This is a genomic window from Streptomyces sp. NPDC058284, assembly GCF_042881135.1.
In the GTDB taxonomy this organism is placed as follows: Bacteria; Actinomycetota; Actinomycetes; order Streptomycetales; family Streptomycetaceae; genus Streptomyces.
Genome location: NZ_JBHVYE010000023.1, coordinates 77,774 through 99,189, shown reverse-complemented (window position 1 = coordinate 99,189; position 21,416 = coordinate 77,774). Strand labels below are relative to the sequence as shown.

At 70.7% G+C, this 21,416-nt stretch carries 17 protein-coding genes and 2 pseudogenes; 8 read left to right on the top strand and 11 right to left on the bottom strand.

Annotation, left to right across the window (positions count from 1 at the left end; translation table 11 throughout):
• The first annotated feature begins 65 nt into the window (after positions 1 to 65).
• The 4 genes from ACFVYR_RS27885 to ACFVYR_RS27870 all read left to right on the top strand — a co-directional run bounded on the left by ACFVYR_RS27885 (position 66) and on the right by ACFVYR_RS27870 (position 2,392).
• The gene (locus ACFVYR_RS27885) at positions 66 to 1,277 is read left to right on the top strand and encodes a helix-turn-helix domain-containing protein (RefSeq protein WP_384255085.1); all 1,212 of its coding nucleotides are present in this window, start codon (positions 66 to 68) and stop codon (positions 1,275 to 1,277) included.
• A gap of 157 nt (positions 1,278 to 1,434) precedes the next feature.
• Positions 1,435 to 1,857 (top strand): hypothetical protein, encoded by a 423-nt coding sequence (locus ACFVYR_RS27880; RefSeq protein ID WP_384255083.1) that lies wholly within the window; start codon positions 1,435 to 1,437, stop codon positions 1,855 to 1,857.
• Entirely contained in the window at positions 1,854 to 2,129 is a 276-nt protein-coding gene (locus tag ACFVYR_RS27875; protein ID WP_384255080.1) for a hypothetical protein, read from the top strand. Before ACFVYR_RS27880 ends, ACFVYR_RS27875 begins: the two co-directional genes overlap by 4 nt.
• Entirely contained in the window at positions 2,126 to 2,392 is a 267-nt protein-coding gene (locus ACFVYR_RS27870) for a hypothetical protein (protein WP_384255078.1), read from the top strand. The genes ACFVYR_RS27875 and ACFVYR_RS27870 overlap by 4 nt, the downstream gene beginning before the upstream one ends.
• A gap of 47 nt (positions 2,393 to 2,439) precedes the next feature.
• Here ACFVYR_RS27870 and ACFVYR_RS27865 read toward each other — a convergent pair whose 3' ends face one another.
• The 7 genes from ACFVYR_RS27865 to ACFVYR_RS27835 all read right to left on the bottom strand — a co-directional run bounded on the left by ACFVYR_RS27865 (position 2,440) and on the right by ACFVYR_RS27835 (position 14,805).
• Positions 2,440 to 3,768 (bottom strand): hypothetical protein, encoded by a 1,329-nt coding sequence (locus tag ACFVYR_RS27865; protein WP_384255075.1) that lies wholly within the window; start codon positions 3,766 to 3,768, stop codon positions 2,440 to 2,442.
• A 507-nt stretch (positions 3,769 to 4,275) separates the two neighbouring features.
• Positions 4,276 to 4,818 carry a GntR family transcriptional regulator gene (locus ACFVYR_RS27860; RefSeq protein ID WP_384255073.1) on the bottom strand — a complete coding sequence of 181 codons (543 nt, stop codon included), beginning with the start codon at positions 4,816 to 4,818 and terminating at the stop codon, positions 4,276 to 4,278.
• Between the two features lie 479 nt (positions 4,819 to 5,297).
• A complete protein-coding gene (locus ACFVYR_RS27855) occupies positions 5,298 to 6,974 on the bottom strand; it encodes a glycosyltransferase family 2 protein (RefSeq protein WP_384255071.1) in 1,677 nt (558 codons plus the stop codon).
• Entirely contained in the window at positions 6,971 to 9,292 is a 2,322-nt protein-coding gene (locus ACFVYR_RS27850; protein WP_384255068.1) for a CDP-glycerol glycerophosphotransferase family protein, read from the bottom strand. The genes ACFVYR_RS27855 and ACFVYR_RS27850 overlap by 4 nt, the downstream gene beginning before the upstream one ends.
• On the bottom strand, positions 9,289 to 12,882 hold the full coding sequence (locus tag ACFVYR_RS27845; protein WP_384255066.1) for a CDP-glycerol glycerophosphotransferase family protein: 3,594 nt from the start codon (positions 12,880 to 12,882) through the stop codon (positions 9,289 to 9,291). Before ACFVYR_RS27845 ends, ACFVYR_RS27850 begins: the two co-directional genes overlap by 4 nt.
• A 98-nt stretch (positions 12,883 to 12,980) precedes the next feature.
• On the bottom strand, positions 12,981 to 13,808 hold the full coding sequence (locus ACFVYR_RS27840; RefSeq protein WP_384255064.1) for an ABC transporter ATP-binding protein: 828 nt from the start codon (positions 13,806 to 13,808) through the stop codon (positions 12,981 to 12,983).
• Positions 13,801 to 14,805 carry an ABC transporter permease gene (locus ACFVYR_RS27835; protein WP_384255061.1) on the bottom strand — a complete coding sequence of 335 codons (1,005 nt, stop codon included), beginning with the start codon at positions 14,803 to 14,805 and terminating at the stop codon, positions 13,801 to 13,803. The genes ACFVYR_RS27840 and ACFVYR_RS27835 overlap by 8 nt, the downstream gene beginning before the upstream one ends.
• 203 nt (positions 14,806 to 15,008) lie before the next feature.
• Here ACFVYR_RS27835 and ACFVYR_RS27830 point away from each other — a divergent pair, with 203 nt between their 5' ends.
• Positions 15,009 to 15,629, top strand: a complete 621-nt coding sequence (locus tag ACFVYR_RS27830; protein ID WP_384255059.1) for a TetR/AcrR family transcriptional regulator — start codon at positions 15,009 to 15,011, stop codon at positions 15,627 to 15,629.
• A gap of 71 nt (positions 15,630 to 15,700) precedes the next feature.
• A pseudogene (locus tag ACFVYR_RS27825) lies at positions 15,701 to 16,083 on the top strand (IS5/IS1182 family transposase); the annotation flags it as partial.
• 30 nt (positions 16,084 to 16,113) lie between these two features.
• On the opposite strand, the gene ACFVYR_RS27820 reads toward ACFVYR_RS27825, so the two are convergent.
• The gene (locus tag ACFVYR_RS27820; protein ID WP_384255056.1) at positions 16,114 to 16,524 is read right to left on the bottom strand and encodes a RidA family protein; all 411 of its coding nucleotides are present in this window, start codon (positions 16,522 to 16,524) and stop codon (positions 16,114 to 16,116) included.
• Between the two features lie 379 nt (positions 16,525 to 16,903).
• Between ACFVYR_RS27820 and ACFVYR_RS27815 the strand changes: the two genes are divergently transcribed.
• The gene (locus ACFVYR_RS27815) at positions 16,904 to 17,437 is read left to right on the top strand and encodes an NUDIX hydrolase (protein ID WP_384255054.1); all 534 of its coding nucleotides are present in this window, start codon (positions 16,904 to 16,906) and stop codon (positions 17,435 to 17,437) included.
• On the opposite strand, the pseudogene ACFVYR_RS27810 reads toward ACFVYR_RS27815, so the two are convergent.
• Positions 17,415 to 17,669 (bottom strand): annotated as a pseudogene (locus ACFVYR_RS27810) (hypothetical protein); the annotation flags it as partial. The gene ACFVYR_RS27815 and the pseudogene ACFVYR_RS27810 sit on opposite strands and share 23 nt — an antisense overlap.
• 578 nt (positions 17,670 to 18,247) lie before the next feature.
• Positions 18,248 to 18,688 carry a MarR family winged helix-turn-helix transcriptional regulator gene (locus ACFVYR_RS27805; RefSeq protein WP_384255050.1) on the bottom strand — a complete coding sequence of 147 codons (441 nt, stop codon included), beginning with the start codon at positions 18,686 to 18,688 and terminating at the stop codon, positions 18,248 to 18,250.
• Positions 18,689 to 18,872: 184 nt separating this feature from the next.
• Between ACFVYR_RS27805 and eno the strand changes: the two genes are divergently transcribed.
• Positions 18,873 to 20,150, top strand: coding sequence for a phosphopyruvate hydratase (eno, locus tag ACFVYR_RS27800; protein ID WP_384255046.1), 1,278 nt, complete (start codon positions 18,873 to 18,875; stop codon positions 20,148 to 20,150).
• 212 nt (positions 20,151 to 20,362) lie between these two features.
• Here the strand turns inward: eno and galE are convergent, their stop codons facing one another.
• A complete protein-coding gene (gene galE / locus ACFVYR_RS27795) occupies positions 20,363 to 21,346 on the bottom strand; it encodes a UDP-glucose 4-epimerase GalE (protein WP_384255044.1) in 984 nt (327 codons plus the stop codon).
• Positions 21,347 to 21,416 lie beyond the last annotated feature (70 nt).

Sequence of the window (21,416 nt, the reverse complement as noted above, 5' to 3'; positions counted from 1 at the left end):
CTACCATCGAAGTTCAGCAGCTATCAGCAGCTATCAGCAGCCTGAGCCGACCCTCTGGGGTGATCGTGAGCGACTGGGCCGATCTGACGACCGGTAGGCGAATCAAGCATCTGCGGGGCTCCGATCTGACGCAGCAGGGCCTGGCGGATGCGTCGGGGCTGTCCCTGGCGCTGGTGCAGAAGGCGGAGCAGGACCGGGGAGAGTTGTCCGTCGGTTCGCTGCTGAGGCTTGCGCATGCGTTGAACTCGGATGTGTCGGTGCTCTTGGGGCAGCAGGCTCCTCGCCGGGGGATGAACCGGGACGTCCGCGTCGCCCTGCGCCAACTGTCCGATGCCGTACACGAGAGCGCCCTCGGCGAGTGGGAAGGCATCGACGATCCGAGCACCGTCGACGAACTGGCCGAGGCCCGCGACCTCGCGTGGGCGGCCTACTGGGCGAGCGACACGGCGAACGTGAGCGGCTACGCTTCCAAGGTCCTCATGGAGGGGCAGGTCAGGTATGCCAGCGCCACGGGCAGCGAGCGGGCGCGACTGGGCTCGATCCTGGCGAGCACGTACCGTGTGGCCGCCTCGTGCTCCACCGGGTTCGGCCAGCGTGACCTTGCGTTGAGCGCGCTCACGTCGGCCAAGCACCTTGCGAGGGACGTCGGTGACCCCGTGATGACGGCGCTCCTGGAGTCCACGCTGTCGTGGATCTACCTGCGGGGCGCCAAGTTGCCCCGTGCCGTGGCGGTGGCCGAACGGGCGGCACTGGCGATCGAGCCGTCCTTCAGCAGTGGGTCCCGGCCCCAACTGCTCGCATACGGACGCCTGATGATCTCGGCGGCCGTGGCGGCGTCGAGGCGCGAGGACGAGAGCGCGGCCGACGACTACCTTTCTCAGGCACATGCGGCGGCGGCCCGGCTGGGCCGTGACGAGAAGCTGTACGGAACCAGCTTCGGCCCGACAGCGGCCAGGACTGAGGCGGTCGGAATCCACGTCGCACTCAAGAGCTACGGTCGCGCACTCGACCTCGCCGGTCAGCCCGACATGAAGCAACTCCCCAAGTCCATGTCGAAGGTGGCCCGCAACCGCTACAAGCTGGACGTCGCCCTCGCCCAGTGCGCTGTCGGCCTGCACGACCAGGCGGCGGACACGCTCATCGAGGTGGCGCTGGACGCCCCGGAGTGGGTCAAGCATCAGGCGTTGCCCGGCGTCATCGGGAAGCGGCTCGCGAAGGTGTCGACGGCGCGGGTGCGGAACATCGGCGAGCTGATCGGGATGCCGCTGATCGCGTAGGCCTTACGGGGCGTAGGAGTTGAGGCGTGGCGGCCTCGTCTACCCATACGTCCCATCTCTTCACTGTGGGTGATCGAGTCGACACAATCGACGCATGGTCGGTAGTGAAAGTGAACGAGGGAACGGTCCGCGCGCGGCACGCAGGACCGAGGGGGACGTGAGGCGGCGTCAGGCGCTCGCGGACGCGGCGGCGGGCGTCTCGCCGGGTGAGGCCGAGGTGCGGGCCGGGGCCGTGGGGATAGGGCGGTTTCGTTGCGTGATCTACCTTTCCGGTGCGGCCGGTACCGACATCGTGGTGCCTCGCAAGGAGTGCACGGAGTACGCCGAGGCGTTCGGGTGGGAGATCGCGGACGTCGTCGAGGAGCGGGTGGGGCTGCTGCCGCCGCAGGGACGGGTGGGGCTGGAGCGGGCCGTGGAGTGTGTCAGGAGCGGTGGGGCGGGGGCGGTGCTCACGGCGTGGCGATCGATGATCTCGCCGGCCGTGCAGGAGTACGACGAGGTGGCGCGGGAGATCGAGAAGGCCGGTGGCTTTCTGCACGTGAAGGACTCGGTGCGCGGCGAGCGGAGGGTGGCGCGGTGACCCGGCGGGTGTTCCGTTACGTCCCGTTCGTCATCGAGCAGGACCGGACGGCGGAGCCGGAGTACGAGGCACGGTGCGTGTCCGGCGACGAGAGCGAGTGCGGCGCGGAGTCCGGTACGTGCGGGGACCCGGGGCCGGTGGAGGAGTGGCAGCGCAGGCACACGCAGCAGACGGGCCACCGGCGCTACCGGCGGAACTTCGGTGACTACGCCGTGCTGCGGCCGCAGGCGGAGCGGGCCGAGTACGCGTGCGCGCACGACGGTGAGGGGTGACGTTCCATCCGGCGGCCGGGTGGCCATGGCGTGACGCGTGGCCGCTCGTGGCCCGTGCCGATGACGGCAACTGCTGGGTGACCGGCTCCTGTTGGCTGTACTGCCGACGCGAGGGTGTGCGCGTGCTGTGGGTCGGCTCGGTGCACACGCCCGGCGCGACGGGTGACGTGTACGGGTGCGGCCCGTGCCTGGCGGAGCTGAACCACATGGTGCGCGTCCAGTCGCACGGGCGTGACGCACCGGCGACCGGGAGCGCGCTCTGAGGCCGGGCCGGGAGCACCCGGCCGGGCCTCAGGCGGTGTCAGTGATGTCAGGGGCAGGTGACGAGGACGATGGAGACGGCGGTGCAGGTGACGGAAGCGGCGTCGTTGGCGGGGTTGGGGTCGGTGGGCGCCGACGCGGTGCGCTGACCGGTGACCTTGACCGGGCCGAGAGTCAGCAGGCCCAGCGGGACGCGGAAGGACTTGTGCACGCTCGCGTTGCCGGCGATGGCTCCGTAGGTACACGTCACCGTGGCACCGGCGGCAGTGCATCCGGCGGCGAGATTGGTGGCCCTCGCGCCCGTCGGGAGCTTCGCGGTGAGCGTCGCCGAACTCACGGCTCCGGGGCCGGTGTTGTGGGCGGTGAGCGTGTAGGAGAGGTAGGGCACCAGGAGGCTCAGGTACGGCTGAGCGGTGAGGTCGACGTCGATGTCCGCCTTGGCCGGGGGCGGCGCGGCGGCGAAGGCGATGCCGTACGGGCCGGTGAATCCGCCGATCGTGGCGTTGACGGCGTTGGTCCCGGTGTCGATGACCGAGACGGTGCCGTCGGTGACGTTGGCGGCGTAGACGGCGGTGCCGGACGGACTGACCTGGACCTTGGCCGGGCTGTCGCCGACCGGGACGGTCGCCGCCACGGTACTGGTCGCCGTGTCGATCACCTTCACGTCGTCGCTGCCCCGGTCGGCGACGTAGGCGCGGGCGCCCGACGGGGCGAAGGCGACGCTGTTCGGCGCGTCCCCGACCGGGACGGTGCCGGTCACGGCGTTGGTCGCGGTGCTGATGACCGAGACCGTGTTCCCGCCGTTGTTGGCGACGTAGGCGACGGCCCCGGACGGGCTGACCGCCACACCGGCCGGGGAGGCCCCGACCGGGACGGTGCCGGTCACCGTGTTGCTCGCGGTGTCGACGACCGAGACGGAGTTCCCGTTGTTGTTGGTCACGTAGGCGGTGGTGCCCGACGGGGATATCGCCACGCCGTTCGGGGAGTTCCCGACCTGGACGGTGGCGCTGACCGTGTTGCTCGCGGTGTCGATGACCGAGACCGTGTTCCCGCCGCTGTTCGCGACGTACGCGCGGTTTCCGGAGGGGGTGACGGCCACGTTGAGGGGGTTGCTGCCGACGGGGATGGTCGCGGTGACCGCGTTGGTGTCCGTGTCGATCGCGGAGACGGTGGCCTCGTCGAAGTTGGTGACGTAGGCGTGCGCACCGGCCGGGCTGACCGCGACGCCGACGGGGCTGTTCCCGACGGCGATGCTGCCGGTGACGGTGTTCGTGCTCGTATCGACCACCGAGACGGTGTCGCCGTGGAAGTTGGCCACGTATGCCGAGAGCCCGGCGGTGGCCTGTGCGGGCGCGGGGAGCGCGACGAGGCCGGCCACCGCGAGGGCGCCGCCGGCGGCGAGAGAGGTGAGCCGCCGCCACCGCCGGCCGGCGAGGGGCGACCGGCTCGATCCGGAGGAAGGTCGCGGGGAGCCGGAAGGTCGCGGGGAGCCGGCGGGTGTCAGGGACCCGGAGGGTCTCGGGGGCCCGACGGGCCTGGAGCGTGCGGGTATCAAGGGACTTCCCCCTTCGGCGGTCCGCACCCTGACGGTGGATCCGGAAGACCCCGAGAACCGGCAGCCGTGCGGTCGTACGAGCCCCACCACCGCACGCCGCCCCGATCACCGGGCAACGCCCGGCGACGTCACCGGAATCCTCCCGCTCCCTCAACCACACGGAGGCCGAAACCCCACGGTTGTCCTGATGCGGTCAGAAGGTGGCCGCCCGACACCTTGACACCGTGCCGCACGGTTTCCGCCCCTGGCCCGTCTTCCGGGTCCCAGCCCGGGGGCGAGAGGAAGAGCCGGTCCGTGCCGACAGGGTGACGCCTGAGGGGGCGTTCCGAGTCATCCGGTCCTGATCTCGTAGCGCAGCTGCTGCAGATGCGCGGGCATGACCATCATGTCGGCCTGGATCGGCCGGTCCTCGTTGTCCAGAGTCACCCTGTTCAGCCGGAGGACCGGCTCGTTCTGGCCCAGTCGCAGGGCTTCGCGTTCCTCGGCGTCGGGCATGCGGGCGGTGACATCCTCCCGGACGCGTACGCCGATGTGGCCGAGCCCGGCGAGGAATGTCACGACGCCGCCGCGGATCTTGCCCGTTTCGGCCAAGGGTGTGCCGCGGGCAATGTCCGACGGATAGTACGTGTCCGTCAACTCGCATGGCAGGCCGTCGAGTTCGATGACACGGCGGCGTACGACGACCGGCTCCCCGGCGACGACTCCGAGCAGATCCGCCACCGCGTCCGGTGCGGGCACCTCGCCGGCGTGAGTGATGCGCTGGGTGCCCTTGCCGCCCCGGGCGGCGGCCTCTTCGGCCCAGGCGTCGGGCTGCCCCTTCTTCCGGGGCACCAGGTACGGCATTGAGGTGCTGACCCACGTGTGGTCGCTCACGGTGTCCTCCTGCGTGGCCGGTGGCGGCGACCTTGCCGCTCTGCACGTTGAGCGAAGCACATGAGGGCTGCGCGTCGCATGCGGCCACATGTCGGCCCCGAGAGGCAGCACCTGCGCCTCGCCTGGGCGTGAGTCCAGGCCGACGGCTCACGCGCGCCTCGCTCACCACGGGTGGGTGGGGAAGGGCGGTCGGCTGGAGTGTGGCTGGGGTGTGGGGTGTGGCGGTCGGTTGAGGGGAGGGAGGCACTCAGGTTGTGGGGCGAGCTGGGAGGGTGGCGGTACTCAGGTCGTGCGGCCAGCTGGGGTGCGGCGGCCACTCAGGTCGTGGGGGTCAGCTGGGACGCGGCGGGCGTTCGCGTCGTGGCGACAGGTGAGCCGGGTCGTTCGTGTTGTGGGGGCAGGTGGGCCGGGGCGCTCGCCACGTCGGGCAGGTGGGCCGGGGCGGGCGCACTAGTGGGCCCGCCCCGGCTCACGGGGTGTCAGCGGGTCAGGCTGGCTGCCAGGCGCGCCGCCCTGCGGACTCGGGAGTTCGCTTTCGCGCCTGCCTTGCGGGCCAGGGGGCGTATGACCTTCGACGTCACGCCCACCGGGGTCCAGCGGAGCTGGAGGCGGCCCGAGGCCCGGCCCTCCGGTTCCACCGTGACCTCGTGGGGGAGCGCGCCGCCCCGGTAGTCCACGCGGGCCCTCAGGGTGGGGAAGGTGAGGGGCGCCAGGAGCAGGGCCGTGTTGCGGAGTTGGCCCGAGGTGAGTTGCAGGACCGGGTGGCGCGTGCCCGCGAAGCCATTCAGGGGGAGCGGGGCCTGCGTCAGGTCCAGGCGCACCGTGCCCTCGAAGACGCCGGGGTGGACCGGGTCCAGGCGGAAGGGGGTCTTCATGCGGCGGCGGCCCGGGGCCAGGAGGATCGTGGCGATCTGCGGGCCCACCGGCAGGCGCAGGCCCGGGTCGTACGTGCGGACGGTGAGGTCGACCGAGGCGCCGGGGCCCGGCTCGACCCGGGTGATCTCGTGGCGGAACTGGGCGCTCGGGAAGGGGCGGGAGTCCAGGCCCTGGTCGGTGAGGTCCAGTTCGGCGCGGGCCGCCGACGACCGGGGGACGTGCGCGCCCCAGTAGACGCGGCCCTCCGCGTCCACCGACGTCTCGCGCGGCGCCACCCCGTGGCCGAGGCCCCGCGCCGCCAGCTGGGCCTCCGCCATGCGGCCGTCGCGGACCAACTGGAGGACGACGCGCTCGGCCCGGGGCAGGCGCGCGTACGCGCCGGGGGCCAGCTCCGCCAGGTACGGGTTCACGATGTCCGCGAAGCCCGACAGCCACTCCTCGTCGCGGAACGGCAGGTCACCCGCGTACATCCGGAAGTCGTGCTTGAGGAACTTGTAGTCCTTGGCCTCCCGCACGCCCTCATGGCCGCTCGCCGTCAGGAAAGCGTCGATGAGGCGCTGCACGTGGATGCGGTCGCGGACGTTCGTCAGCTTGTGGCGCTGGTTGGAGATGGACGCCGATTCCGCCGCCTCGTACGGGGCTATGTACCAGCGGTAGACGGGGTCCGGGATGACCGTGAAGGACCTGGCGAGGCAGTACGCCTGCGCCGAGAAGAGCTGGTCCTCGTAGTGGATGCCCTCGGGGAAGCGGAGGCCGTTGCGGTCCAGGAACTCGCGGCGGTACATCTTGCTCGTCGACAGGTGCTCGAAGAACAGCGCCGGTTCCGTCTCGATGCCCTCCACCGTGCGGCGCTCCGCCACCAGGTGCGCCATCCACGTGGAGGTGCGGCCGGTGTCGACGCGGACCCGCTCCACCGCGCCCATCGCGAAGTCCACCTCGCGCTCGCGGTGCGCCGCGAGCAGCAACTCGACCGCCTGCTCGGGGAGTTCGTCGTCGCTGTCCAGGAACATCAGGTACGGGGCGCGGGCGACCTCGATCGCGTGGTTGCGCGGCGCGCTGCACCCGCCGCTGTTCTGCGGCAGGCGGAGGTAGGAGACGCGCTCGTCCTCGGACGCCAGCCGGCGGGCCACCTCGGGGGTGTCGTCCGTCGAGTGGTCGTCGCTGATGATGATCTCGATGTTCGCGTGCGTCTGGCGGCGCAGCGAGGCCACCGCGCGCGGCAGCCGTTCCGCGTCGTTGTAGACGATCACCGTCACGGTGACATCAGGAGTGGTGGTCATCGCTGAGTCGCCTCCTCGGGCGTCGGTGCCGGGGTGCGCTCGTCGACCGGGGTCACGGGCGGCAGGGACTCCTCGCTCTCGCCGAGGAAGACACGGCGTACGACCCGTTCGGCCGCGCGCCCGTCGTCGTACTCGCAGAAGCGGTGCCGGAAGGCGCGGCGCGCCTTGGCCGCCGTCTCGTCGCGCCAGGCGTCGGAGGTGAAGATCTCCGTCAGCTCGTCCTGGGTGCGCGCGACCCGGCCCGGCGCCTCATCGAGCAGGTCGAAGTAGACGCCGCGCGTCTTCGCGTACGTCTCCCAGTCGTCGGCGTACACGACGATCGGTCGGTCCAGGTTGGCGTAGTCGAACATGATCGACGAGTAGTCCGTGATCAGCGCGTCCGCCGCGAGCGACAGCTCCTCCACGGGGTCGTACGAGGAGACGTCGATGACCCGGCCGCTCTTGCGCAGGCCCGCGAGCGGCGAGGTCGCGCCGCCGTAGAAGTAGTGGCCGCGGACCAGGAGCACCGTGTCCTCGCCGAGCCGGTCGGCAAGCGTGGCGAGGTCCAGGCGCGGGGTCCAGGCCGCCTCGTAGTCGCGGTGGGTGGGCGCGTAGAGGATGGCCCGCTTGCCCGGCGCGATGCCGAGCCGCTCCCGGATCGCGCGGATGTCGGCGCCGCCCGCGCTGTAGAAGACGTCGTTGCGCGGGTAGCCGTAGTCCAGCGAGGTGTAGTGCGAGGGGTAGGCCCGCTCCCACATCTCCGTGGAGTGCCCGTTCGCGGAGACGCTGTAGTCCCACTTGTCGATGCGGGCGAGCAGGCTGTGGAAGTTGAGGCCCTTGGACGCGGCCGGGTAGTCGAGCTGGTCCAGGCCCATGCGCTTGAGCGGTGTGCCGTGGTGGGTCTGGAGGTGGATCGCGTCGGGCCGCTTCACGATCGCGTTGGGGAAGTTGACGTTGTTCACCAGGTACTTGGCGCGCGCCATCACCTCCCAGTAGCGCGGCGTGCCGGGCACGATGTGGTCGGTGCCGGGCGGCAGCAGCGGCACGTTCGCGGCCGAGACGACCCACACGGGGCGGATGTGCGGGGCGAGTTCGGCGAGTTTCGCGGCGATCGCCGCGGGGTTGCAGGCCACGCCCCGGTCCCAGTACGCCGTGAAGACCGCGAGCTCGGGGTCGACGGGCCGCTCGAGTGCCCTGCGGTAGCGCAGGTCGCGGACCTTCAGGCCCACCTTGTGCTTGCGCGAGACGACCGCCGACCGGAGCTTGCGCCGCTGCTGGTTGGCCGTCTGGAACGTGCGGTACTTGGTGTACGCGTCCTCTTCGAGGATGCGGCGCCGGACGCCTTCGAGGCCGCCGGGGTGCTGATGCCCCGCGGGCCGCCAGGCGAGCGCCGCCTTCGACGCGCGGTGGAAGAACTCCCTGCGCACGGCGTCGGGGAGCTGTTCGCGGGCGATGATGCGCAGGCAGTCGCCGACCATCACGTCGTACAGCGCGGCGCGCGGCGCCGTCGGCAGGCCGCGTCCGGCGGCGAGCCGCAGCAGCGACTCGTACCGCTCGATGACGCCGTACCGCTCCTCGGGGCTGCCCTTGGGCAGGCTCTCCGCGCGCAACTCCCGTACGTTCAGGGCGACTTGGTCGAGCGCGGCGAGCCGGTCGGCGAGGATCAGCGCGGCGTACGCGGCGAACGTCTCGTCGTCGAGGGCCAGTTCGGCGCGGTGTGCTCGCCAGAAGTCGGCCCGCAGGACCCGGGTGCCGAGCAGCGGCGTGGCCTTCAGGAGGCTCGGGCAGTCCGCGAGCGGCAGGTCGCGGCGGCCCTGCTTGGCGAGGTGCTTGCCGTCGGGGCTCGGCATCCCCTGGTGCCGCCACGTCGAACGGACGTGGTCGACCACGAGGACATCCACGCCGCCCACGCCGTCCACACCGTCCGGCAGGTCGGCCACGCGGTCGGCGACGGCGCGCGGGGCGCCCGTCGGCACGCTGTCCTTGCTGTGCACGAAGTGCAGCCACCGGCCGGCCGCCCGCTCGGCGCCCGCGGCGCGGGCCGCGCCGTCGCCGGTGCCCTCGGGCAGCGGGACGACGGTGAGGCCGGAGCGGTCCGCGGCGGCGGCCTGCGCGGAGGCGCCCACCGCGGCGACGATCACCTCGACGCCGGGCGAGGCCTGGGCGGCCAGGGCGTCCAGGCAGGAACCGAGGTGACCCTGGACGTTGCGGCCGTGGACGATCACGCTCAGCACGGGCCCGGCGCTCCCACCCTGCTCGGGTCCGGAGCCGGCCCCCTGCTCGCGTCCGGCGCTCTCACTCTGCTCGGGCACGGTGGCGCCCCCCTCTCGTGTACTCATGCGGTGGCCGTCCCCCGGTGGGCGAGCATCCGGTCGACGACGCGGGCCGCGGCCCCGCCGTCGTCCAGGTCGCAGAACTCGGCGCGGAACTCGTCGTACGCCTTTCCGTACGGCTCACTCACCGCGTCGAGGTCCCGCAGCGCGGCGATCAGCTCGTCGGAGGTGGGCAGCAGCGGTCCCGGCGCGCGCTTCTCGAAGTCGAAGTAGAAGCCGCGCAGCCGGTCGCGGTAATGCTCCAGGTCGTACGTGAAGAACAGCATCGGACGGCCGGTCACGGCGAAGTCGAACATCACCGAGGAGTAGTCGGTGACCAGGACGTCGGCGATCAGGAGCAGGTCCATGATGTCCGGGTAGCCCGCGACGTCCCACACGAAGCCGTCGCCCGCGCCCGGCACGGGGTCCACGATGTGCGCGTGCGGCCGCACGAGCAGCACGTGGTCCTCGCCCAGCTCCGCGCGCGCCTTCGCCAGGTCGACGCGCAGGTCGAGCAGGAAGCCGCCGCGGTGGCGCTGCTTGTCCTCGCGCCACGTCGGCGCGTAGAGCACGACCTTCTTGCCCTCGGGCAGGCCGAGGAGGCGGCGCACCTTCTCGGCGCGCTCGGCGCGGTCGGGAGCGAGCAGCACGTCGTTGCGGGGGTAGCCCGCCTCCAGGAGCTCACCGCCCAGGTCGCCGCCGAACCGGAAGGCGCTGCGCATGATCGGCGTGCTGAACCGGTTGGGGGAGAGCAGCATCGTCCACTGGTGGCGCTCGCGGTCCAGGTCCGTCAGGTACTGGGTGCTGGCGAAGTGGTCGTTGTCGAAGTCGAAGCCGATCCGCTTCAGCGGGGTGCCGTGCCAGGTCTGGATGATCTGCTGGCCCTCGCGCCGCTCCAGCCAGCGCGGGAAGTGCGTGTTGCCGACGATGTAGCGGGAGCGGGCCATCGCCTCGTAGTACTCGGCGCTGTACACGCGCACCGCCTTCGCGGTGGGGGGCACCTCGCACTGGCCGTCCTTGACGACCCACAGGTGCTCCACCGGCAGACCGCGGCGGACCATCTCCTCGTGGATGGCGCGCGGCGAGTCGCCGTACATGCGGCCGCCGAACACGTCGTACAGGACGGCCTCGCGCAGCGGCTCGTGGCGGGCGGCGGGGTAGGCCTCGGTGCGCAGCCGTGTCTGGCGGTAGCGGCTGCGCTCCTCGGGGCGCAGCTCGGAGTGGGCCATCAGCGCGAGCTGGTCGTACTGGCGGGCCTGCAGCTCCACGCGCTTGCCGTGCGCCAGCACCTCCAGGGGCAGGACGGCGTGGACGGGCGGGGCGAGCTGGACGGCGGTGCGGGAGCCGTCGGGCTTCTGGACGGAGGGCCACCAGAAGCCGGCGCGCAGGGGCGTGGCACCCGCGTAGGCGTAGGTGGGGGCGGGCACGAAGCTCGCCGTGAAGCGGCCGTCCGCCGCCTTCGCCGGGAACGTGTACTCGTGGCCCGACCACGTCTGGCGCAGGACAAGTTCGAGGTCGTGGGCGCCCGGGGCCGGGTAGCTGCCGGTGAGGGTGACGGTGCCGTCGGGGGCCGTGGAGACGTGGTCGACCAGGGGCTGGACGGGCTGGTCGCAGAACTGGAGGTAGCCGCCGGGGCTGCGCCGGGCGTAGACGGTCCTGCTGGGGTCCGCCTGCGCGAACTGGGCACCCGAGAAGCCCTCGCGGTCGTCCAGGATCAGGGCCAGGCGGGTCGACTTCGGCTCGGCGCCGGTGGACTCGACGACCTCGACCGACATGTCCCAGCGGGCGATCGAGCGTTCCGCCTGGGTCGGGCGCAGGCGCTCGTGGTCCTCGCGTATGCCGGTCAGGTCCGCCGTGCTCACGCGGGTGGTGAACGGGACGCGGCCGTCCTGCGGGACGCCGAGGTCGAGCGGGGCGGTGTGGATCGTGCCGGACTCGCGGTGGCGCATGCGCAGGCGGGGCTCGCCCTCGGGCGCGGTGCGCAGGACACCCCGTACGACGAGGTGGGCGCCCTCGGCGCGGACCTCGAGGGCGCGGGCGTGCGCCGTCTCCACGCGGATGGCCAGCTCGCCGTCCTGGATCTGCGGGGCGACCCGGACGTCCTGGGTGACCCAGTGCGCGGGCGGCGTCTGGCCCGAGCCCGTGCCCGCGCCGGACAGCGGTCCGCGCCGCGGCGTCGAGCCCGTGCCTGCCACGGCGATCCGCACGTACCACAGGCCGTCGACCCACTTGCCGCGGTGGCGCAGCCGCGCCGGGTTCACCAGCGCGCCGAAGCCCGCCCAGTCGGCGTGCCGGAACTCGGCGCCGGAGGCCACCGTCGCCTCGGGGTCGAGATGGCTGCGCGCGGGCACGATGACCGTGCGGCGGCTGCCCTTCTCCTTCAGGATCAGCGACTTCAGCGCCTTGGTCCGCGACTCGGCGCCGATCTGGCGCGCGAACGCCCAGCCGGACAGCCACAGCTTGTCGTCGTGCCAGGCGGCCTCGTCGAGGCGGCTGCGCAGGCGCAGCTCCGGGTCCAGGCGCAGGACCGCGTCGGGGACGGGGTCGGTGGGGTCGAGGAAGGGGTAGTCGGCCTTCGGGTGCAGCGTCCCGGAGACGGGGATCGAGCCGGGGTGCTCCTTCTCGAACTCCAGCTGCCCGACCAGTTCGTCCAGGCGGCGGTGGACGGTCAGGTACAGCTTCAGCTTGTGCGGCACGTGCAGCGCGCGCACCGCGTCCTGGCCGATCTCGCGGACCAGGCGGCCCACGTGCTCCAGGAAGGCCTCCTGGTAGGCGGCGTCCGAGCCCGGGAGCACTTTCCAGAAGAGGGGGATCTCCTCGGCGAGCGCGTTGTGGTCGTAGACCTTCAGGTGCTCGGCGTACATCGGGTCGTCGTCGATGTGCGCCAGCATGAACTCGCGCACCATGCGGATCGACCTCACGCGGTCGATCAGGCCCTGCGGGTTGGTGCGGTTCTGCGTGATGGAGCGCTCGCCGATCTCCCGCTCGCGCCAGTTGTAGATCGGCTCGCTGAGGACGTCCACCGACTCGGCGAGGTAGTGCGCGGGGACGCTGACCGGTGCGTCCTCGTAGAGCATGGCCTCGGGGTAGGCGAACCCGTGCTTCTCCCAGAAGGAGCGGCGGTAGACCTTGTTCCACGCGGTGCGGTCGGTGAGCAGCGGGCGGAACTTCGACACGTGCGTACGCAGCCGGGTCGCCGCGAAGGGCACGCGGTGCACGGGGGACTGGACGTGGCCCGCGGAGCGGAAGCGGGTCACGTTGCCCGCCGCGAAGTCCGAGCCCGTCTCGTCGAGCGTCTCGATCAGCAGCGCGTACGCCGTGGCGGGCAGGGTGTCGTCGCTGTCCACGAACGCGAGGTACTCGCTGTCCGGGGACATCTCCCGCACACCCGTGTTGCGCGCCGCGCCCAGGCCCTTGTTCTCCTGGGATATCAGACGGAAGCGCGGGTCGGCATCGGCGAACGCCTTCGCGATCACCGCGCTGCCGTCCGTCGACCCGTCGTCCACCATGATCACTTCAAAGTCGGGGAAAGTCTGGGCCGCCAGGGACGCCAGACACTCGTCGAGGTAGAGCTCGACGTTGTAGACGGGGACGACAACACTCAGCCGTGGCTGCACGCGCACTCCTTCTGTTGCTAAACGCTCCCATAGTGTAAGGATCCGCGTATTGATGCGACAAAAGGGATAGCCTTATCGGCTCGGGGTAGGCGATGGGGTTAGCCCTTGCCGCCCCCGGTGAACCGCTCGTACTCCTTCAGCACGTCCGCCGTGGGTCCGTCCATCCGCAGCTCGCCGCGCTCCAGCCAGAGCACGCGTTCGCAGGTGTCCCGGATCGACTTGTTGTTGTGGCTGACCAGGAAGACCGTGCCCGCGCGCTTGCGCAGCTCGCGGATGCGGGCCTCGGAGCGCTTCTGGAAGGAGCGGTCGCCGGTGGCCAGGGCCTCGTCGATGAGGAGCACGTCGTGGTCCTTGGCGGAGCCGATGGAGAAGCGCAGCCGCGCCGACATGCCCGAGGAGTACGTCCGCATGGGCAGCGTGATGAAGTCACCCTTCTCGTTGATCCCGGAGAAGTCGACGATGTCCTGGTAGCGGTCCCGGATCTGCTCGCGGGACATGCCCATCGCCAGGCCGCCGAGGAAGACGTTGCGCTCCCCTGTCAGGTCGTTCATCAGGGCCGCGTTCACGCCGAGCAGGGAGGGCTGGCCGTCGGTGAAGATGCGGCCGTTCTCGACGGGGAGCAGCCCGGCGACCGCCTTGAGCAGCGTCGACTTGCCCGAGCCGTTGGTGCCGATAAGCCCGATGGCCTCGCCCTTGTACGCGGTGAACGAGACCTTCTTGACGGCGTGCACCTTGCGGGTGCCCGGGGACTCGCCCTTGCCGCGCCTGAGGATGCGGCCGAGCGCGGCGGTCGCGCTGCCGCGGCCCGCGGTGGCGCCCGCGCCGTGCACGCGGTAGACGATGTCGACCTGGTCGACGATGACGGTGGGGGCGGTGCCCAGGTCGGGGACCTGCGGGGGCACGGCATCTGCTTTCGTCTCAGCCACGGCCGTACGTCTCCTCTGCCTTCCAGAAGTAGATGAACCCGCCGACCCCGGCGAGCAGCGCCCAGCCCAGCGCCCAGAGCCACACGTGGTGCGGGAGCTGGTCCCGCTGGAAGCTGTCGATCAGCGCGAACCGCATCAGGTCGATGTAGACCGCCGCGGGGTTGGACTCCAGGACGACCTTCACGATGTGCGGCAGGTTCTGGTCCTTCAGGACGGCGTCGATGCTCCACATCACCCCGGACACGTACATCCAGGTCCGCAGCACGAACGGCATCAGCTGCGCGATGTCCGGCGTCTTGCTGCCGAGCCGCGCCATGACCAGGGCCAGGCCGGTGTTGAACGTGAACTGGAGCGCCAGGACCGGGACCACGAGGAGCCAGGACGCCGTGGGCGGGACGCCGAAGCAGAGAAGGATCACCAGCAGCGCGCACATGGAGAAGAGCAGCTGCTGGAGCTGTTGCAGGCAGTACGAGATCGGCAGCGCGGCCCGCGGGAAGTGCAGGGCCCGCACGAGGCCCAGGCTGCCGGAGATGGCGCGCGTCCCCGCCATCACGGACTGCTGCGTGAACGTGAAGATGAAGACGCCGGTGACGAGGAACGGGACGTAGTCCTCGACGTCGCGCTTGGAGTCCATCAGGACGCCGAAGATGAAGTAGTAGACCGCCGCGTTCAGGAGCGGCGTCATCACCTGCCAGACCTGGCCGAGCTTGGCCTGGCTGTACTGGGCCGTCAGCTTGGCGGTCGCGAAGGCGGTGATGAAGTGGCGCCGCTGCCAGAGCCGGCGAACGTAGGCGGGCAGGGAGGGGCGGGCGCCGCTGACGGTCAGGCCGTACCGGGCGGCCAGCTCGGTGGGGGAGAGCGCCGGTTCCGGTGCCGTGGGGGTGGCGCCGGGCGCGGGGGGCGAGGGCGCGGGGACGGTGGGGTGCGCCGGAGGGGTCGCCGTGCCGGTCGCTGTGGAGGGCGGGGTGGGGGGCGGTGTGTCTAGGGCCTGGCTCACATCCGCTGCTTTCGCTCGGGGGAAGCGGGGGTGACGTACGGAAGGGGTGTACGCCAGTGGGACATCGGGGATATTCGGGTCATCTGAGATATCCGGGACGGTGACAGAGTACGTCGGGACGGGCCCGTATCGTCGCAACGCCGAGCGTAGGGCGCGTTACGTCGGGACGCAACCGTATCGTCGTCACGCTCTATGCTGTCCGTATGACGACGAGCAGGCCAGCAGGTGAACAGCCGCGCCGCAGGGTCCCCGCCGGAGCCGCCGTGCTCCGCGAGGACGTGACCGAGGCCATCAGGTCCGCCGTCTTCGAAGAGCTCGCCTCGGTGGGCTACGCGCGCATGTCGATCGAGGGCATCGCCCGCCGCGCGGGCGTCGGCAAGACCGCCGTCTACCGCCGCTGGCGCTCCAAGCTGCACCTCGTGCTCGACCTGGTCTCGGCCATAGCGGTGCAGGGCCTTCCGGCGCCCGACACCGGATCCCTGGAGGGGGACCTGCGGCTCCTGTACGAGGTGACCTCGCGCGCCCTGCGCCACCCCGTCGCCTCCCAGGTCATCCCCGACCTCCAGGCCGAGGCGGCACGCAACCCCGAGATCGCGGAGGCACTGCAGAAGGCGCTGCGCGAGGGGCAGCACGGAGTCGCGAGCGGGATCGTGCGGGCGGCCATCGAGCGGGGCGAGATGCGGACCGGCGCCGATGAGGACCTGGCGCTGGATCTCGTTTCCGGGCCGCTCTACTGGCGGTCCGTGGTGGTGCGGGGCGAGGTGCCGAAGGGGTACGTGGGGAGACTGTCTACGGCTACGGCTGCGGGGTTGCGGGCGCTGTAGGGCTGCGTGCGCGGCGGCTGCGGGCCGGTGGGGCGTCTTGGGTTCAGTGCTCGCCGCGGTCCCTAGGAAGCACGCCCCGGCAGCACCGCACCGACGAGGGATTCGGACGCTCCCGGGGCGGCCTGACCTGCAAGATTCATCTCGCCGGTGAGGGTGGACGCCGCCCCCTGGCGCTGCTGATCACTCCGGGCCGGTGGGGTGACGCCCCGCAGCTCATCCCGGTTATGGAATGCATCCGTGTCGGCCGCCTCGGTGGCGGACACCCCCGCACGCGGCCCGACCATCTCGGCGGCGACAAGGCGTACTCCTCCCGTCGTAGCGCAGAAACGAAGTTGAGCGGACGATCAACGCGTTGAAGAACTTCCGGGCGGTGGCCACGAGGTTTGACAAGAGGGCCTACATCTTTCACGGCACCGTGACCGTCGCAGCAATTCGCCTGTGGCTTGGTTCCTGAACCGGTCGAGGAGCCTGGGATTCCCCAGCATCACCGCACGAGTCCGATGGCCTCAATCTCGATCATCCACTCAGGGTTGGCGAGGGAGGAGACCTCGACGAACGACTCCGCGAGGTGCGGCTTGTCCGGGAAGTGTTCCGCGCGCAACTTGGCGAAGATGTCCTGCTGCCCGATGTCGGTGACGAACACGGTCGCCTTGACTACGTCAGCGAGGCTGGAGCCCGCGTTTGTTAGGACCGTCGACAGATTCGCGAGCGACTGACGGGCTTGCGTCTCGAAGTCCCCGGCGCCGACCGTGGCTCCCTGGGCATCAATCGGCGCCTGCCCCGAGGTGAAGACCAAGTGCCCGACCCGGACGCCAAGCGATATACCGGCCGACTCGTACCAGTCGGGTTCTGCGGAGACGCGCACGCGCTCAGTGGCAGGCTGGGTAACGGACATACTGATGGCACTCCCTCAAATTTGCACACGCGGAGCCGGGCAGCTGTGATCATCCCGGCTTGCTCGACAGCCACGAGGTCCTGAGATTCATTCCCGAGGACTTGCATGTCCGCTTCGGCACAACTCGGGTGACAGTCGGCCACCTACATGAGCGCGCCGCATCCCAGGCATGATCCACCGGACAGGCCCTAGAGATCGTCTTCAAAGGGGCAGATCCAGAGCAGGAGGGACGGTGGCCTGGACCGTACGGGTTCACATGAAACGTGGGCCGGCACACCGCGATACGACATCTCGTCAAGCTGACGCGAAAAGACTCGAACTTGCTTCGCCTGCCGCACCGGTCTGCGATCCTGGAGATCGATCGAGAGGGGCCGCAGGTATGGAGTGGAAGACCTACGGTGAGCGACAGGTCTACACCAACAAGTGGGTGAATCTGTGTCTGGTCGACGTCCAACAGCCCGACGGGCGCAGGTGGGAGTACCACGTCGTTCGCCTTCGTCACCTGGCCGTGGCTGCCGTGGTGAACGACCGCAAAGAGGTCCTGATGATGTGGCGGCACCGCTTCATCACAAGTTCGTGGGCCTGGGAGTTGCCCATGGGTTTGGTGGAGGAGGGGGAGACTCCCGAAGAGGCCGCGGGGCGGGAAGTTCTGGAGGAGACGGGCTACAAGCCCGGCCCCATCAAGCCGCTCGTCTATGCCGAGCCCGCCAATGGGATCACCGACTCCCAGCACCACGTCTTCCGCATCGACGGCGCCACCTACTCGGGGCCGCCGACCGAGAAGAACGAGTCTGACCGCATCGAGTGGATTCCCCTCTCGGAGGTCCGGGGCATGATCGACCGCAAGGAGATCGTGAGCAGTGGATCGCTCGTCGGTCTCCTGTACCTGCTCATGGACGAATCGTTCCGCTGACCGGTAGGAGAGCCCGTAGCCGCGCCTCGAAGGCCAGGGCTACGGGCTCCTGCCTGTGCGGTGCCAACTGGTCGTAGAACTCCCGGAGGTGGCCTGTCACGCGCTCGGATGCCACCGCTGACGCTGACTCCAACGCTTGCGTGGCCGTGTGGCACGCCTGATCAAGCTTGCCTTGATCCAACTGCGTGCGTGCCAGCCAGAACGAGTGGAACGCGCGGCCGCGCTGGTTGGCACGGTTTGGCCAGCGATGACTTCTCCGACTCGGCTTGGCGTCAGCCCGCATCGCCGGGCAACCATCGACGGGTAGATGCCCGCCCTGGCTTTCACCATCCGGAAGACTCGGGCGAAGTCGCGCACCCGGCAAGCGTCGAGCATCTCCGGGTCAGTCAGCAGCCCGGCAGGAAGTTCCTGCGGTCCGGCCTGCTCGGTCATCGCGAAGCTCCCACGGACTACCCGACGTTGCTGCGTGTCACCTGCCGTGATGTTACCCAAGTTGGGTAATCGGCTGGGCCTTTCAGCACGGTCGGCCAACTCGCGATGCTTCGAGCATGGTGAACGAACAGATGCCAGCTGCTTGCCCGGCGGCGCGGTCCATCGGCTCGGAGCCGATTCGTTCCCTCGGCAAGGAGGAGGCGCAAGTGACCGACGAAGCGGTGCAACCGGATGTCGGGGCCCTCATGGTGGATACGCGCACTGACAAGACGGGCTACGTCATGGGACATGAGGGCCCGTACGTACAACTTCGGCCACCTCGCGTAAAGGGTGTTGCAAAATGCCCGGAACCGAGCCTTCTGCAACACCCTTCAGGCCCTAGCGGTCGGGGTCGGGGCGGCGTGCGGCCAGGCGGTCCATGAGGGTCGCGCTGCGCGAGAGCACCTGCCGCTCCTCCTCCGTCAGTTCGGCCTCGATGGCCACCGCCAGCCAGCCCGCCCTGCGGCCGCGTTCCGCGTCCAGTGCGGTTCGGCCCGCGGGGGAGAGTTCCAGGAGGGTCTTGCGGCCGTCCGTCGGGTGGGGTCTGCGGGCGACCAGGCCCTGATCGAGGAGGAGGCCGACCGCGCGGGCCATCGACTGGGGGCGTACGCGCTGATCGTTCGCGAGGTCGCTGGTGGTCATGGCGCCGTCGCGGTCCAGCACCCCGAGGACGGCGATCTGCCCGTGCGGGATGCGGTCCTCGCGCTGCACGCGCCGGGTGAGCTTGCCCATCGCGGTACGCAGTTCGGCGGCGACGGCGGCGGCTTCCGGGGTGGGCATAGGGCACTTTAACCCGGAAGCGGCTTTGCGCAGCGGAACTGAGCAGCAATGGTGAACAGCGCAACTGAACAGCACGACTGAACAGCGCAACTGAACAGCCGTGCTGTACAGTTTCGTCGCGTCGGGTCCAGCGCCAGCGTCGTCGCAGCCAGGGTCCGGCACGCGACAACGGGGAGGAACCTCCATGCCCGCACAGACCGCCGTCCGCGGTGTCACCGCCCGCGCCGTCCTCGACAGCCGCGGCAACCCCACCGTCGAGGTCGACGTCGTCCTCGCCGACGGATCCCTGGGCCGGGCCGCCGTCCCCTCCGGCGCCTCCACCGGCGCCCGCGAAGCCGTGGAACTGCGCGACGGCGACCCCGAGCGCTGGCACGGCAAGGGTGTCGACCGGGCCGTGGCCCATGTGAAGGGTGAGATCGCGGACGCCGTCACCGGGCGCGACGCCGACGACCAGGCGGGCCTCGACGCCGCGCTCGTCGCGCTCGACGGCACGCCCACCAAGGCGCGGCTCGGCGCCAACGCCCTGCTCGGCGTCTCCCTCGCCACCGCGAAGGCCGCCGCGCTCTCGCACCGGCAGCCGCTGTACCGCTACCTCGGCGGGGCCGACGCCCGGGTCCTTCCGGTGCCGATGATGAACATCGTCAACGGCGGCGCCCACGCCGACAACCCGCTGGACTTCCAGGAGTTCATGATCGCGCCGGTGGGCGCGCGGACCTTCGCCGAGGCGGTCCGGATGGGCTCCGAGGTCTTCCACACGCTCCGCCGCGATCTGCTGGCCGCGGGGCACTCCACCGCCGTCGGCGACGAGGGCGGCTTCGCGCCCGCGCTGCGTACGGCCGAGGAGGCGCTCGACTTCGTCATGGCCGCGATCGAGCGTGCCGGGTACCGACCGGGACCGGACATCGGCCTCGTCATGGACCCGGCGTCCTCGGAGTTCCACCGGGACGGCGTGTACGTGTACGAGGGCGAGGGAGTTCGGCGTACCTCCGCCGAACAGGTCGACTACTTCGCCCAGTTGATCGACGCGTACCCGATCGTCTCGGTGGAGGACCCGATGGCCGAGGACGACCTCGACGGGTGGCGCGAGCTGACGGCGCGGGTCGGCGGCCGGTGCCAGCTGACCGGCGACGACGTGTTCTGCACGAATGAGGCGCTGGTGCGGGACGGCATCCGTACCGAAGTGGCGAACGCGGTCCTGGTCAAGGTCAACCAGATCGGGACGCTGACCGAGGCGCTCGGGACGGTGGGCGCCGCGCGGCGGGCCGGGTGGGCGGCGGTCATGTCCCACCGCTCCGGGGAGACGGAGGACACGACCATCGCGGACCTGGCCGTCGCCACCGGATGCGGCCAGATCAAGACCGGCTCCCTGTCCCGTTCCGACCGCACCGCCAAGTACAACCAACTGATCCGGATCGAGGAGGAGTTGGGGGACTCGGCGGTCTACGGGTACGCCGCCGGGTGAGGCGGGCGGGAAGGTGAGGGCAGGCGCTAGGGTCTGTCTTTCGGATCAGGCCGGACTTGGGTGGCCTTGCCTTGGGTGGGGCTTGAGCGGGGTCTGGTGCGTGCAGCTGCAAGGCGGAGGAGGGCGGCAACGCGGAGCGTTGGCAACCGACGACAACGCCGCAGATGTGCGTGCCAGGCCCCGCGACCCCGGACAGATCCGAAAGACAGGCCCTAGCGGCGTTCCGCCGTCGGGTGCAGGCGCAGCCAGCCCGCCCACGCCGAGGCCACCATCTCGCGCACGTCGTGCTTGGCGGACCAGCCGAGTTCCGTGGCGATGCGGTCCGCGGAGGCGACCACGCGGGCCGGGTCGCCGGGGCGGCGGGCCGTCACCTGCGCGGGGGTGTCGTAGCCGGTGACGTCGTTGATCAGGTCCGTCATCTCGCGGACCGAGACGCCCTCGCCGCGGCCGATGTTGAGGGTGAGGTCCGTGCCGGGCGCGGCGGACGCCAGCTTGCGGGCCGTCGCCACATGGGCCTCGGCGATGTCGACGACGTGGATGTAGTCGCGTACGCAGGTGCCGTCGGGGGTGGCGTAGTCCGCGCCGAAGACGCGCGGGGCCTCGCCGTCGGTGAGCTTCTCGAAGACCATCGGGATGAGGTTGAAGACACCGGTGTCGGCGAGACCGGGCGCCGCCGCTCCCGCCACGTTGAAGTAGCGCAGGGACGCCGTCGCCAGGCCGTGGGCGCGGCCCGCCGCCCGGACCAGCCACTCGCCGGCCAGCTTCGTCTCGCCGTACGGGCTCATCGGCAGGCACGGCGTGTCCTCGGTGACGAGGTCGACGTCGGGCATGCCGTACACCGAGGCGGAGGAGGAGAAGACGAAGTGGGCGACGCCCGTCGCGACCGCCGCGTCCAGGAGGGCGCGCAGGCCCTCGACGTTCTCCCGGTAGTAGTGCAGCGGGCGCTCCACCGACTCGCCGACCTGCTTCTTTCCTGCCAGGTGGACGACGCCGGTGACCGCGTGCTCCGCAAAGGTGCGCGTGAGCAGGTCACCGTCGAGGACCGAGCCGACCACCAGCGGTACGCCGTCGGGGACACGCTCGGCGATGCCGGTGGACAGGTCGTCGTAGACCACGGCCCGCTCGCCCGCCTCCGTCATGGCGCGGACGACGTGCGCCCCGATGTATCCGGCGCCGCCGGTGATCAGCCAGGTCATGGTCGTCTTGTCCCGTCTTGTCGCGAGTGTGGTGCGTGAGGTGCAGTGTCGCAGAGGCGTTGTCCGATGC